The sequence below is a fragment of the Rathayibacter sp. AY1D5 genome, from assembly GCF_002932515.1.
Taxonomy (GTDB): Bacteria; Actinomycetota; Actinomycetes; order Actinomycetales; family Microbacteriaceae; genus Rathayibacter.
Window position 1 is genome coordinate 15,961 of record NZ_PSVU01000047.1, and the last position, 13,047, is coordinate 29,007.

The window sequence follows — 13,047 nt, forward strand, 5'->3', positions numbered from 1 at the left end:
GGTGAGAGCGTTCTCCCCCAGCAACGGCGGGGGTCGACGTCCCGAAGATCACATTTCGGCATCGCCTGGACAAATTCGCCGCCCGCGCTTTACTCCCCCCGATCGAAGGAATATGTTCTCTCCGTGGACAAAGCCCCTCGGGGCTCTCCCGCCCTCCCGGGCGACGACACGACGACGTGCGCCACACGTGCACGCCTCTTGTCGTCCTCTCCCTCGGACACTGCTTTCAGAGAGGAATGCACTCCATGAAGTTCTCCCGCGGCATCACCACGCTGGCCGCCGCCGGCATCATCTCCCTCGGCCTCGCGGCCTGTTCCGCGAGCCCCGCCAACTCCGGAGGCGCCGCTGCCGGCGCCGGCGCGGAAGGCGACTGCACCGTCGGCATCTCGATGCCCACGCGCAGCCTCGAGCGCTGGATCAACGACGGCGAAGGCCTCCAGTCGCAGCTCGAGGGCGACGGCTGCACCGTCGACCTCCAGTACGCCGACAACAAGACCGATCAGCAGATCTCGCAGATCCAGAACCAGATCGCCGGCGGCTCCAAGATCCTGGTCATCGCCGCGATCGACGGCGAGGCGCTCGCGCCCGTCCTCGCCGAGGCGAAGAAGCAGAACGCCACCGTCATCGCCTACGACCGTCTCATCAACGGCACCGCGGACGTCGACTACTACGCGACCTTCGACAACTACAAGGTCGGCCAGCTCCAGGGCCAGTACATCGAGTCGACCCTCGACCTGAAGAACGCCGCGGGTCCCTTCACCCTCGAGCCCTTCGCCGGCAGCCCCGACGACAACAACGCGAAGTTCTTCTTCTCCGGCGCGTGGGACGTCCTGCAGCCCTACATCGAGAGCGGCAAGCTCACCGTCCCCTCGGGCAAGTCGCCCGCGTCGGACGACGACTGGGCCTCGATCGGCATCCAGGGCTGGGCCTCCGACAAGGCGCAGTCCGAGATGGACAACCGCCTCTCCTCCTTCTACACCGGCGGCCAGAAGGTCGACGTCGTGCTCTCCCCCAACGACAGCCTGGCCATCGGCATCGAGGCCTCGCTGAAGTCGGCCGGCTACACCCCCGGCGCCGACTACCCGGTCATCACCGGCCAGGACGCCGACAAGGCCAACGTCAAGGCGATCCTCGCCGACGAGCAGTCCATGACGGTCTGGAAGGACACCCGCACCCTCGGGGACCGCGTCTTCCAGATGGTGCAGTCGATCGTCGCGGGCGAGGAGCCCGAGGTCAACGACACCGAGACCTACGACAACGGCGAGAAGGTCGTCCCGTCCTACCTGCTGGAGCCGCAGGTCGTCACGAAGGACGACGTGCAGTCGGTCCTCGTCGACTCCGGCTTCCTCAAGGCCGGCGACGTCGGACTCTGATCCGTCGGGCGGGGGCGGGGAGGAGCGATCCTCCCCGCCCCCGCCTCCCCGTCCGCACACCACTCCCCCCCAACGAAGTGAGGCCCTGTTGGCCAGTCCCATCCTCATCATGCGCGACATCGTCAAGGAGTTCGGCGGCGGCGTCCGCGCCCTCGACGGCGTCTCGCTCTCGGTCCAGCCCGGCGAGGTCCACGCCATCTGCGGCGAGAACGGCGCCGGCAAGTCGACCCTGATGAAAGTCCTCTCCGGCGTGTACCCGTACGGCAGCTTCGAGGGCACCATCGAGTTCGAGGGCGAGGAGGCGCAGTACCGGTCGATCAACGACAGCGAGGCCGACGGCATCGTGATCATCCACCAGGAGCTCGCCCTCAGCCCCTACCTCTCCATCGCCGAGAACATCTTCCTCGGCAACGAGAAGTCGACCCGCGGCGTCATCAACTGGAACGCGACCAACGCGGAGGCGGCCAAGCTGCTCGCCCGCGTCGGCCTCGCCGAGAGCCCCGCGACCAAGATCCTCGAGCTCGGCGTCGGCAAGCAGCAGCTCGTCGAGATCGCCAAGGCCCTCGCCAAGGAGGTGAAGCTCCTCATCCTCGACGAGCCCACCGCCGCCCTCAACGACGAGGACAGCGACCACCTGCTCGGCCTGATCGACCAGCTCCGCAAGCAGGGCATCACCTGCATCATCATCAGCCACAAGCTGAAGGAGATCCGCGCCATCGCGGACACCGTCACGATCATCCGCGACGGCCGCACCATCGAGAGCTTCCCGATGGCCGGCGAGGAGGCGTCCGAGAGCCGGATCATCCGCGCGATGGTCGGCCGCGACCTCAACAGCATGTTCCCGCCGCGCGACCCGCAGATCGGCGAGGAGAAGCTGCGCGTCGAGAACTGGACGGTCCACCACCCGGTCGACATCAACCGCGTGGTCGTCGACGACGCCTCCTTCACCGTCCGCGCCGGCGAGATCGTCGGCTTCGCGGGCCTGATGGGTGCCGGACGCACCGAGCTCGCGATGAGCATCTTCGGGAGGAGCTACGGCACCGGCATCTCCGGCCGCGTCTACAAGGACGGCGAGGAGATCCAGACCCGCACCGTCGACGAGGCGATCCGCAACGGCCTCGCCTACGCGACCGAGGACCGCAAGCGCTACGGGCTCAACCTCATCGGCGACATCACCGTCAACGTCTCGGCCGCCGCGCTCTCGCGCCTGGCCCGGCTCGGCGTGATCGACAAGCACCGCGAGTACAAGGTCGCCGACTCGTACCGATCGAAGATGAACATCAAGGCGCCGACCGTCTCGGCCGTCACGGGGAAGCTCTCCGGCGGCAACCAGCAGAAGGTCGTCCTCTCGAAGTGGATCTTCTCCGGTCCCGACGTGCTGATCCTCGACGAGCCCACCCGCGGCATCGACGTGGGAGCCAAGTACGAGATCTACGGGATCATCAACGAGCTCGCGGCCCAGGGCAAGGCGGTCGTCGTCATCTCGTCCGAGCTGCCCGAGCTGATCGGCCTCGCCGACCGCATCTACACCATCTCCGAGGGACGGATCACGGGCGAGATCGATCGCGCCGACGCCACCCAGGAGCACCTCATGCACTACATGACCGCCGGAAAGGAACAGGCCCGATGAGCGCCACGACCACCACAGCGCCGGCGGACACGCCCGCCAACACGCCCTCCACCCCGCCCAAGCGCTCGCGCCGGCTGAACATCAACCTCCGGCAGTACGGCATCCTCGCCGCGCTGGCCATCATCATCCTGCTCTTCCAGGTGCTGACCGGCGGGCGCCTGCTCCTGCCCGGCAACGTCAACAACCTGATCCAGCAGAACGCCTACGTGCTGATCCTCGCGATCGGCATGGTGATGGTCATCATCGCCGGCCACATCGACCTCTCGGTCGGCTCGGTCGTGGCGATGGTCGGCGCCATCTCGGCGATCGCGATGAACAACTGGGGCCTGCCCTGGTGGGCGGCCGTCGTCGTCGCCCTCGTCACCGGCGCCGCCGTCGGAGCATGGCAGGGCTTCTGGGTCGCCTTCGTCGGCATACCGGCGTTCATCGTGACCCTCGCGGGCATGCTGATCTTCCGCGGCTTCACCCTCGTCCTCCTCACCGGCGGAACGATCAACGGCCTCCCCACCGAGTTCACCGCGATCGGCGCCGGCTGGCTGCCGGGCGTCCTCGGCGGCATCGCCGGCCGCGACGCGCTCACCCTGGTCCTCGGCCTGATCGTCTGCGTCGTCCTCGTGGCCCAGCAGCTCCGCAGCCGCGCGACCCTCCGCCGTCTCGAGCTGCCCCGCGAGCCCATCGGCTCGCTGGTCGCGAAGTCGGCCATCGCCGTCATCGCGATCATGGCCCTCTCCTGGCTGCTCGCCGGCTACAGCGGAACCCCGATCATCCTGATCGTGCTCGCCGTGCTGATCCTCGCCTACAGCTTCGTGCTCGGCCGGACGGTCTTCGGCCGCCACATCTACGCGATGGGCGGCAACCTGTTCGCCGCGATGATGTCCGGCGTCAAGACGAAGTGGGTCAACTTCTTCATCTTCGTCAACATGGGCGCACTGGCCGGAGTCGCGGGCATCGTCAGCACCGCCCGCGCCGGCGGTGCGGTCGCCTCGGCCGGACAGAACTACGAGCTGGACGCGATCGCCGCGGTCTTCATCGGCGGCGCCGCCGTCCAGGGAGGCGTGGGCACCGTCGTCGGAGCCGTCATCGGCGGACTCGTGATGGGCGTGCTCAACATGGGCCTCTCCATCCTCTCGGTCGACGCGGCCTGGCAGATGGCGATCAAGGGCTTCGTGCTCCTGCTCGCGGTGGCGTTCGACATCTTCAACAAGCGCCGCGCCGGCGGCCGCTAGACGAACGCCGGGCGCCGCCCAGCGGCGCTCCTCGTCCTTCTCTTCTACAGTTCTCGGGCGCGGCTTCTCCTCGGGGGAGCCGCGCCCGAGTGCATCCGAGACCCGTCGGGGTCCAGCGACAGGCAGGCGATCATGGCAGGAGCAGTCGGAGCCTCCAGCAACGCGCTGCTGCGCCGCACGAACCTCGCGAGCCTCGCGACCCTGGTGCACCGCTCCGGTCCCACCAGCCGCGCCGAGCTCGGCCGCCTCACCGGGCTGAACCGCTCCGCCGTCGCGAACCTCGTCGGCGAGCTGAGCGAGCTCGGCTGGGTGGCGGAGGAGACCACCGCGCCCGACGGCCGCATCGGCCGCCCCAGCGCCACCGTCGTCCCCGGCGACCGGTTCGCGGCCGTGGGCGTCCACCTCGACACCGACGCGATCATCGTCGGCCTCGTCGGGCTGCACGGCGAGCTGCTCCGCCGCGTCCGCTTCGACACCCCCAAGCCCGCGAGCCCCGCCACGGTGGTCCGCGTCGTCACCGGGATCGTCGAGGGCTTCCGCTCCGAACGGGAGTCGCTGCGCACGCTGGTCGGCGCGGGCGTCGCCGTCCCCGGCCTCGTCCAGGCCGACTCCGGCTTCGTCCACCGCGCCCCGCACCTGGGCTGGCGCGACGTCGACCTCGCCACTCAGCTGAGCCGCGCCCTCGACCTCCCGGTCGCCGTCGGCAACGACGCGACCCTCGGCGCCATCGGCGAGTCCCTCTTCGGAGCCGCGCACGGCGTGGCCGACGTCGTCTACGTCACCGGCGGCGCGGGCGGCATCGGCGGAGGAGTCATCATCGGCGGCGTCCCGCTCCAGGGCTCCTCGGGGTTCGCGGCCGAGCTGGGCCACACCCTCGTCGCCACGAACGGCCGCCTCTGCGGCTGCGGCCGGCGCGGCTGCCTGGAGGCCGAGGTCCGGATGCGCTCCCTCCTCGACGTCCTCGGCGCCCGCGTCCTCGACCAGGACGAGCTCGACATCGCCCTGGGCACCTCCCGCGACCCCGCCGTTCTCGGCGAGGTCGCCCGCCAGGTCGACCTGCTCTCGGAGGGCCTGTCCACCTACATCAACCTCTTCAACCCCACCGCGGTCGTGCTCGGCGGCTTCCTCGGCTCGCTGCTCACCGTCGACCGCGAGCGCCTCGCCGCCCGCGTCTCGGCCCGCGCCCTGAGCGACCTCGCGCGCGGCGTGCGGATCGAGCGCGCGGCCCTGCGCTCGAGGCTGGAACTCGTCGGCGCCGCGGAGCTACCCTGGCGGCGGGCGCTGGCGGATCCCGCCGCCGTTACCGGGGGCGCACAGCCGCCGGGTGGGAGCAGCAGCCGCGAGGACGCTCTGGGCGCCCGCGCCTGACCCCGGCACTCGAGTGCCGGCACCGCGCCGAGGAGGACGAGCATGGCCGACTGGAACGACACGATCATCGAGGAGTTCCGCGCGAACGGCGGGACCGTGACCACGGGCGGCTTCGGGAGGAGCCTCGTGCTGGTGCACCACCGCGGCGCCCGCTCCGGCGAGGAGCGCGTGACCCCGCTGATGGCGCTGCACCCCTCCGAGGACGTCTGGCTGCTCGCCGCGTCCGCCGCCGGTGCGCCGAAGCACCCCGCCTGGTTCCACAACATGATCGCCCACCCGGACCTGGCGATCGAGACCCCCGACGACGGCACCGTCGACGTCCGGGCGCGCGTCCTCGCCGGGGAGGAGCGCGACGCCGGCTGGGCCCGCTTCACCACCGCCTCCGCCGGCTTCCTCGACTACGAGAAGCGCACCACCCGCATCATCCCGGTCGTGGAGCTCACCCGCCGCTGACCGCGGCTCGTCAGCGCAGCGGCACGGGCACCGTGTCCGGCGTGCTCCAGCGCAGCGCGATCCGCTCGCGGAAGCCGCCGCTGCGCAGCTCCGCCTCGAGCGCGTCGATCACCACGGGGAGCAGCGCGCGCCGCTCGATCAGCAGGTCGAGCACGAGCCGGTCGCCCGCCGTCAGCAGCACCGGGCCCGATCCGGGCAGCACCGTGATCCACTGGCACTCCCCCACCTGCACGCTCCGGTGCCGACGGAGGCGTCGGAGCAGCTCGGGCAGCGCCCGCGGATCGAGGGCGGACACGTCGGCACGGAGGGCGATCACTCCGCAAGCGTGCCCGCGCCGGACGACCTCCCGCCGACCTCCCGGTGAACACCGCGCCTCCGCGGGACGCCGTCCGCGAGAACGACACGACAGGAGCCCGCCCCGGAGCGCACCGCACCCGGGAACGGGAGAAGCCCCCGACCGGACATCCGATCGGGGGCTTCTCGCCTGGCTCTCTCGAACCCGGTTCTCTCGAACTCCGGTTCTCATGAACTCTGGTGCGCGAGGGGGGAGTTGAACCCCCACGCCCTTTCGGGCACACGGACCTGAACCGTGCGCGTCTGCCTATTCCGCCACTCGCGCTCACCAGCGGCACCGAAGCGCCGACGAGAAATCGTAGCATCCCCCGGCCCCGGAGCCGAACCGGCACCCGCCGCCCCGGGCCGGAGCTCCCCCGGGAGCCGCCACCGGGCCGTGCCGGTGAGAGCGCGCACACGGCACTCCGGCCGCGAAACCACCGCGGAGGATCGCGCATCCAGACCATCCCAGTAACATGCCCGTAGCCGTGCGCGGCGCAGACCAAGAAGAGGAAGCGGCGACGGGCGCGCAGACATCTCGATCCGTGCGCGACCGCCGAGAAGGCGAAGAACCGGAAGATCGGAAGACTGTGGGCATACTGGACAACTTCGAGAAGGGACTCGAGCGCGTCGTCAACGGCGCGTTCGCGCGGACCTTCAAGTCGGGTCTGCAGCCGGTCGAGCTCGCCTCCGCCCTCCGCCGGGAGCTCGACACCTCCGCCGCCGTGGTCAGCCGCGACCGCATCCTCGTCCCCAACAGCCTGGTCCTGCGGATGTCCGCGACCGACCTCGACCGGATGCAGCGCCTCGGCGCCACGCTGATCGACGAGCTCACCACGGTCGCCACCGAGCACGCCACCAAGCAGGGCTTCCGCTTCCCCGGCCCGATCGACATCTCCCTCGCCGTCGATCCGGCGCTCAGCGACGGCATGGTCGAGGTCGACTCCCGCAGCGTGAAGGGCACCGTCGCCTACACGCCCGTCCTCGACATCGACGGCCGGCGCCACCCGATCACGAAGGCGCGCACCGTCATCGGCCGCGGCAGCGACGCCGACATCACCGTCGACGACTCGGGCACGTCCCGCAAGCACGTCGAGATCCTCTGGGACGGCTCCCGCGCCCAGGTGCACGACCTCGGGTCCACGAACGGCTCCAAGCTCGACGGCCGGCCCGTCACGCAGGCGCCCCTGGCCCCCGAGCAGACCATCACGATCGGGCGCACCTCGATCGTCTACCGCGTCGTGCAGGGCTCCGCGCCCGCACGCACCGACCGCCCGTCGTCCGGCAGGGCAGCCGGACGCGGCTCCGAGGGATTCTGGGACGACCGGCTATGAGCGAGCTCACTCTCTTCCTCCTGCGCATCGCGTTCCTCGCGCTGCTGTGGTTCTTCGTGTTCGGCATCGTCTACGCGCTGCGCTCCGACCTGTTCGGGCAGCGCGTGCGCAAGCTGCCGCCCGGCGCGCAGGCCGCGTCCCCCGAGGCCCCGTTCGTGACGGCGGCCCAGCCCGTGGTCGCTGCGGCCGCCCCGGCTCCCGCGCCCGCGCAGCCCGCCTCCCCGTCGGCCCCCTCGGCCCGGAGGAGCCGCGAGGCCGCCGCCGAGCGCGCCGAGCAGGGAGGCGCCGCCACGGTCCACACGGCGCAGCGCCTCGTGATCACCTCGGGCCCCAAGCGGGGCACCGAACTCGAGCTGACCGGCGACCCGCTGACGATCGGCCGCTCCGCGGAGTCGACGCTGGTCATCCGCGACGACTACACCTCGACCCACCACGCGCGCCTTCTCCTCTGGAACGACGAGTGGATGATCCAGGACCTCGACTCCACCAACGGCACCTTCCTCGACGGCCGCCGCGTCGGCGCGCCCACCAAGGTGCCGCTGGACACGCCCGTGAAGGTCGGCACCACCACCTTCGAACTGCGACGGTCGTAGCGCGTGGCCCCCACTCCGGAGAGCGGCTCCGGCCACGGCGCGGTGCGCGAGAGCGCCGCCGTCTCGCACGTCGGCAGGATCCGCTCCAACAACCAGGACTCCGGCTACGCGGGCCGGCAGCTCTTCGTCGTCGCCGACGGCATGGGCGGCCACGCGGGCGGCGACGTCGCCTCCTCCATCGCGATCAAGCGCATCGCGGAGGCGGACCGCGTCTACGCCTCCACCTACGAGGCCGAGGACGAGCTCAAGCGCACCCTGCTGGCGGCCAACACCCTGCTGGCAGACGCCGTCGTCGACCACCCCGAGCTCACCGGCATGGGCACCACCGTCAGCGCGATCGCCCGCGTCGGCGAGTCGGTGGCGATCGCGCACATCGGCGACTCCCGCATCTACGTCCTCCGCGACGGCCGGCTCGAGCAGGTCACGACGGACCACACCTTCGTGCAGCGCCTCGTCGACTCCGGCCGCATCACGGAGGAGGAGGCGATGACGCACCCGCGCCGCTCCGTCCTGATGCGGGTCCTCGGCGATGTGCACACCAACCCCGAGATCGACACGCTCACGCTCGAGACCGAGCCGCACGACCGCTGGCTGATCTGCTCCGACGGCCTCTCCGGCGTCGTCCCGCACGACGAGATCCTCAAGGAGCTCAGCCGCGACGAGACCGCGCAGCAGGTGGCCGACCGCCTGATCCGCGACAGCCTCTCGCACGGCGCCCCGGACAACGTCACCGTCGTCGTCCTCGACATCCCCGGGGCGGGCGACACCGCGCGCATCCTCGCCCCCGTGGAGGAGCCGGTGGTCGTCGGATCGGCCGCCGCGCCCACGCCCTTCAGCACCGACGACTCGCAGAACCGCGTCCGGATCCCCGGCCTCCGCCTGCACACCCGCGCTCCCGCCGCGCAGGGCCCCACCCACTTCGAGCCCGCGTCCGAGGACTACCTCGACGAGCTGATCGAGGAGGACCGCCGTCGGCACCTGCGCCGCCGCATCACCTGGCTCGTCGGCCTGTCCCTGGTGCTCATCATCGGATTCCTCGGGATCCTCTTCGCCTACGACTGGACGCAGTCGCGCTTCTACGTCGGCACCGACGGGGACACCGTGATCATCTACCAGGGCGTCCAGCAGTCGGTCGGCCCGCTCTCGCTCTCGGAGGTGAAGGAGGACACGGGCATCCCGCTCGACTCCCTCCGCGCCTACGACGTCGAGCAGCTGGAGCAGACGATCAGCGCCGACTCCTACGCCGGCGCGGTCGACATCGTCGAGCGCCTCACGGACGCGAACGGAGCACCATGACGGACGCCGCCACGGCCACCGCCCGCCCCGCCCCCGAGCGGCAGGGCTTCTTCCGCCAGAAGCTGCGCAATCTCGAGCTCCTGCTCCTGATCGGCGCATGCCTGATCGACGCCGGCGCGATCGTGCTCGTGCAGCTCGGCGCCCTCGGCTCGATCGACACCACGCTGGTCTCGCTGGGCGCCGGCCTCTCGGCGCTCGTGCTCGCCGTGCACGTCGTGCTGCGCTTCGCGGCCCCGGCGGCCGACCCCTTCCTCCTCCCGATCGCCACCGTGCTGAACGGCCTGGGCGTCGCCGAGATCTACCGGATCGACATCGCCGACGGCGCGACCGGCTGGGAGTCGGTGGCGGTGCGGCAGATCTTCTGGAGCGCCCTGGCCGTCGTGGCGGCGATCGTGGTGCTGCTGGTCATCCGCAACCACCGCGTGCTGTTCCGCTACACCTACGTCGCCGGGTTCGCGGCGATCGTGCTGCTCCTGCTGCCGCTCCTGCCCTTCATCGGCCGCGAGGTCAGCGGCGCGCGCGTCTGGATCGGGATCGGCGACGTGGCGAGCTTCCAGCCCGGCGAGATCGCCAAGATCGCCCTCGCGGTCTTCTTCGCCGGCTACCTCGTGCGCAACCGCGACTCCCTCTCGATGGTGGGCCGCACCGTCCTCGGGATGCGCTTCCCGCGCCTGCGCGACCTCGGCCCGATCCTGGTGGTCTGGGCGGTCACGATGGGCGTCATCGTCTTCCAGCGCGACCTGGGGACGGCTCTGCTCTACTTCGGCCTGTTCCTGGTCATGCTCTACGTCGCGACCGGCCGCACCAGCTGGGTCCTCATCGGCGTCGGCCTGTTCCTCGGCGGCGCGCTGCTGGCGAGCCAGACGCTCGACTACGTGGGCAACCGCTTCGCCAACTGGCTCGAGCCCTTCAGCGCCGAGCGCTACGGGGCGGATCCGGGCGGCAGCTACCAGCTCGTTCAGGGCCTCTTCGGCCTCGCGCACGGCGGGCTGCTCGGCACGGGCCTCGGCCAGGGGATGCCGGATCTCACGCCGGTCCCGCAGTCCGACTACATCATCGCCAGCCTCGGCGAGGAGCTGGGCCTCGCCGGGCTCTTCGCGATCTTCGGCCTCTACCTCCTGCTGGTCTCGCGCGGGTTCCGCATCGGCTTCGCCGGGCAGGACGACTTCGGGCGCCTCCTGGGAGTCGGCCTCTCGTTCGTGATCGCCCTGCAGTGCTTCATCGTCATCGGAGGCGTCACCCGCGTCATCCCGCTGACCGGCCTGACCACGCCGTTCCTCGCCGCCGGCGGCTCCTCCCTCGTGGCGAACTGGATGATCGTGGCGGTGCTGCTGCGCCTGTCCGACACAGTCCGCAGTCAGCCTCGTCTGGTGGTGTGATCCGTCGATGAACCGAGAACTCAAACGGGTGAGCCTCGTCGTGCTGACGATGTTCGTGGCCCTCTTCCTCTCCACCACCACCATCCAGGTGATCCAGGCCGACTCCCTCGACGAGGACGGCCGCAACACGCGGACCCTCTACGAGAGCTTCTCGACCGAGCGCGGTGCGATCCTCGCCGGCGGTCAGCCGATCGCCTCCTCGACGCCGTCGGACGACCTCTACAAGTTCCAGCGGCAGTACGCGAACGGCCCGCTCTACTCCGCCGTGACCGGCTACTTCACTCTGAACCAGGGCACCACCGGCATCGAGCGCACGCTCAACGACTACCTCTCGGGCACCTCGAACTCGCAGTTCTTCGACGAGATCAACAACCTCGTCACGGGCCAGGACCCGAAGGGAGCGTCGGTCGAGCTCTCGATCGACCCGGTCGCCCAGCAGGCCGCCTTCGACGCGCTCGGCGACTACACGGGGGCCGTCGTCGTGACGGAGCCGGCGACCGGACGCATCCTCGCGATGGTCTCGAAGCCCACCTTCGATCCCACCGCGCTGGCCTCCCACGACACCGACGACGTCCTCGCCGCCTACCGGGCGCTGAACGACGACTCCTCCGAGCCCCTCGTGAACCGGGCGATCGGCGGCTCGCTCAACCCGCCCGGCTCCGTCTTCAAGCTCGTCGTGGCCTCGGCCGCCCTCGAGTCCGGCCGCTTCACGGCCGACTCGAGCTTCCCCAACGTCGAGTCGTACACGCTGCCCGGCTCCTCGTCGCAGGTGATCAACTCCGGAGGCGGTCTCTGCGGCTCCGGAGAGACGGTCACGCTGGCCACCGCCGTCTCGCTCTCCTGCAACGTCCCGATGGCCGAGATGGGCGTGCAGCTGGGAGCGGACGCGATCCGCTCCCAGGCCGAGAAGTTCGGCTTCGACACCGAGCTCGAGATCCCGATGTCGGTCGAGGCGAGCACCTACCCGACGAAGACGGACGACGCCCAGACGGCCCTCACCGCCTTCGGGCAGTACGAGGTGCGCGCGACGCCGCTGCAGATCGCCATGGTCTCCGCGGCGATCGCGAACGGCGGCGAGGTGATGCAGCCGAACCTGGTCGACTCGATCCGCTCGCAGGACCTCAGCGTGCTGCAGCAGTTCCAGGAGAAGTCGCTCGGCCGGGCGGTGAGCACGCAGACCGCGGACGCCGTCAAGGCGATGATGGTCGCCAGCGTCCAGGGCGGCGCGGCGACGAATGCAACAATAGGGGGCGTCACTGTGGCCGGTAAGACCGGTACCGCCGAGAACGGCGGGGACGACCCGTACACCCTCTGGTTCACCGGCTTCGCGCCTGCGGACGACCCGCAGTACGCCATCACCGTGCTCGTGGAGAACGGTGGAGGGCTCGGCCAGACCGGGTACGGCAACCTGATCGCCGCACCCATCGGACAACAGGTACTAGAGGCGGTGCTGAACAAATGAGACCCACGACAGGCCTCACCTTCGGGGGACGCTACGAGCTGCAGTCCCGGATCGCCATCGGCGGCATGGGAGAGGTGTGGCAGGCGACCGATCTCGTCATCGGCCGCACCATCGCGATCAAGATCCTGAAGGACGAGTACCTCGGCGACCCCGGCTTCCTCGAGCGCTTCCGCGCCGAGGCCCGCCACGCGGCGCTGGTCAACCACGAGGGCATCGCCAACGTCTACGACTACGGCGAGGAGGACGGCTCCGCCTACCTGGTCATGGAGCTCGTCCCCGGCGAGGCGCTCTCGACCGTCCTCGAGCGCGAGCGCGTCCTCTCGACCGACAAGGTCCTCGACATCATCGCGCAGACCGCGCTCGCCCTGCACGCCGCGCACGCCGCGGGCCTCGTGCACCGCGACGTGAAGCCGGGCAACCTGCTCATCACGCCGGACGGCCGCGTCAAGATCACCGACTTCGGCATCGCGCGCATCGCCGACCAGGTCCCGCTGACGGCGACCGGCCAGGCACTCGTACGCGACGATGCCCAGCGAGTAGATGTCGGTGGCGGGGGAGGCGGGCTGGCCGCTCGCCTGCTCCGGGGACAGGTACTGGACC

Annotated in this window: 12 protein-coding genes and 1 tRNA gene; 11 read left to right on the forward strand and 2 right to left on the reverse strand. The window is 70.5% G+C overall.

Features of this window, described 5'->3' with window-relative positions:
- Window positions 1–245 precede the first annotated feature (245 nt).
- From chvE to C5C82_RS13450, 5 genes are all read left to right on the forward strand, one after another.
- Window positions 246–1,373 carry a multiple monosaccharide ABC transporter substrate-binding protein gene (chvE, locus tag C5C82_RS13430; RefSeq protein WP_374952918.1) on the forward strand — a complete coding sequence of 376 codons (1,128 nt, stop codon included), beginning with the start codon at window positions 246–248 and terminating at the stop codon, window positions 1,371–1,373.
- Between the two features lie 109 nt (window positions 1,374–1,482).
- On the forward strand, window positions 1,483–3,003 hold the full coding sequence (gene mmsA / locus C5C82_RS13435) for a multiple monosaccharide ABC transporter ATP-binding protein (RefSeq protein WP_104222653.1): 1,521 nt from the start codon (window positions 1,483–1,485) through the stop codon (window positions 3,001–3,003).
- On the forward strand, window positions 3,000–4,229 hold the full coding sequence (gene mmsB, locus C5C82_RS13440; RefSeq protein WP_104222654.1) for a multiple monosaccharide ABC transporter permease: 1,230 nt from the start codon (window positions 3,000–3,002) through the stop codon (window positions 4,227–4,229). The genes mmsA and mmsB overlap by 4 nt, the downstream gene beginning before the upstream one ends.
- Before the next feature lie 132 nt (window positions 4,230–4,361).
- Window positions 4,362–5,597 carry an ROK family transcriptional regulator gene (locus tag C5C82_RS13445; protein ID WP_104222655.1) on the forward strand — a complete coding sequence of 412 codons (1,236 nt, stop codon included), beginning with the start codon at window positions 4,362–4,364 and terminating at the stop codon, window positions 5,595–5,597.
- A 42-nt stretch (window positions 5,598–5,639) separates the two neighbouring features.
- The gene (locus tag C5C82_RS13450; protein WP_104250259.1) at window positions 5,640–6,050 is read left to right on the forward strand and encodes a nitroreductase/quinone reductase family protein; all 411 of its coding nucleotides are present in this window, start codon (window positions 5,640–5,642) and stop codon (window positions 6,048–6,050) included.
- A gap of 10 nt (window positions 6,051–6,060) precedes the next feature.
- Here C5C82_RS13450 and C5C82_RS13455 read toward each other — a convergent pair whose 3' ends face one another.
- Both C5C82_RS13455 and C5C82_RS13460 read right to left on the reverse strand, forming a co-directional pair.
- The gene (locus tag C5C82_RS13455; RefSeq protein ID WP_104238015.1) at window positions 6,061–6,366 is read right to left on the reverse strand and encodes a hypothetical protein; all 306 of its coding nucleotides are present in this window, start codon (window positions 6,364–6,366) and stop codon (window positions 6,061–6,063) included.
- Between the two features lie 216 nt (window positions 6,367–6,582).
- Window positions 6,583–6,669 (reverse strand) — tRNA-Leu (locus tag C5C82_RS13460).
- A 304-nt stretch (window positions 6,670–6,973) separates the two neighbouring features.
- On the opposite strand from C5C82_RS13460, the gene C5C82_RS13465 reads away from it, so the two are divergent.
- From C5C82_RS13465 to C5C82_RS13490, 6 genes are all read left to right on the forward strand, one after another.
- Window positions 6,974–7,717 (forward strand): DUF3662 and FHA domain-containing protein, encoded by a 744-nt coding sequence (locus C5C82_RS13465; protein ID WP_104225775.1) that lies wholly within the window; start codon window positions 6,974–6,976, stop codon window positions 7,715–7,717.
- A complete protein-coding gene (locus C5C82_RS13470; protein ID WP_104225776.1) occupies window positions 7,714–8,310 on the forward strand; it encodes an FHA domain-containing protein in 597 nt (198 codons plus the stop codon). Before C5C82_RS13465 ends, C5C82_RS13470 begins: the two co-directional genes overlap by 4 nt.
- A gap of 3 nt (window positions 8,311–8,313) precedes the next feature.
- Window positions 8,314–9,606, forward strand: coding sequence for a Stp1/IreP family PP2C-type Ser/Thr phosphatase (locus C5C82_RS13475; RefSeq protein WP_258066123.1), 1,293 nt, complete (start codon window positions 8,314–8,316; stop codon window positions 9,604–9,606).
- Window positions 9,603–10,985 carry an FtsW/RodA/SpoVE family cell cycle protein gene (locus tag C5C82_RS13480; protein ID WP_104225777.1) on the forward strand — a complete coding sequence of 461 codons (1,383 nt, stop codon included), beginning with the start codon at window positions 9,603–9,605 and terminating at the stop codon, window positions 10,983–10,985. Before C5C82_RS13475 ends, C5C82_RS13480 begins: the two co-directional genes overlap by 4 nt.
- 7 nt (window positions 10,986–10,992) lie before the next feature.
- Window positions 10,993–12,447 (forward strand): penicillin-binding protein 2, encoded by a 1,455-nt coding sequence (locus tag C5C82_RS13485; protein ID WP_104232999.1) that lies wholly within the window; start codon window positions 10,993–10,995, stop codon window positions 12,445–12,447.
- On the forward strand, window positions 12,444–13,047 hold a 604-nt coding region (locus C5C82_RS13490), incomplete at its 3' end, for a serine/threonine-protein kinase (protein WP_258066124.1). The genes C5C82_RS13485 and C5C82_RS13490, both read left to right, overlap by 4 nt.

Coding starts and splice junctions, on each gene's coding strand:
- mmsB (WP_104222654.1), top strand. CDS start 3,000: ATGAGCGCCACGACCACCACAGCGCCGGCGGACACGCCCGCCAACACG.
- C5C82_RS13485 (WP_104232999.1), top strand. CDS start 10,993: ATGAACCGAGAACTCAAACGGGTGAGCCTCGTCGTGCTGACGATGTTC.
- C5C82_RS13450 (WP_104250259.1), top strand. CDS start 5,640: ATGGCCGACTGGAACGACACGATCATCGAGGAGTTCCGCGCGAACGGC.
- C5C82_RS13480 (WP_104225777.1), top strand. CDS start 9,603: ATGACGGACGCCGCCACGGCCACCGCCCGCCCCGCCCCCGAGCGGCAG.
- C5C82_RS13470 (WP_104225776.1), top strand. CDS start 7,714: ATGAGCGAGCTCACTCTCTTCCTCCTGCGCATCGCGTTCCTCGCGCTG.
- C5C82_RS13445 (WP_104222655.1), top strand. CDS start 4,362: ATGGCAGGAGCAGTCGGAGCCTCCAGCAACGCGCTGCTGCGCCGCACG.
- chvE (WP_374952918.1), top strand. CDS start 246: ATGAAGTTCTCCCGCGGCATCACCACGCTGGCCGCCGCCGGCATCATC.
- mmsA (WP_104222653.1), top strand. CDS start 1,483: ATGCGCGACATCGTCAAGGAGTTCGGCGGCGGCGTCCGCGCCCTCGAC.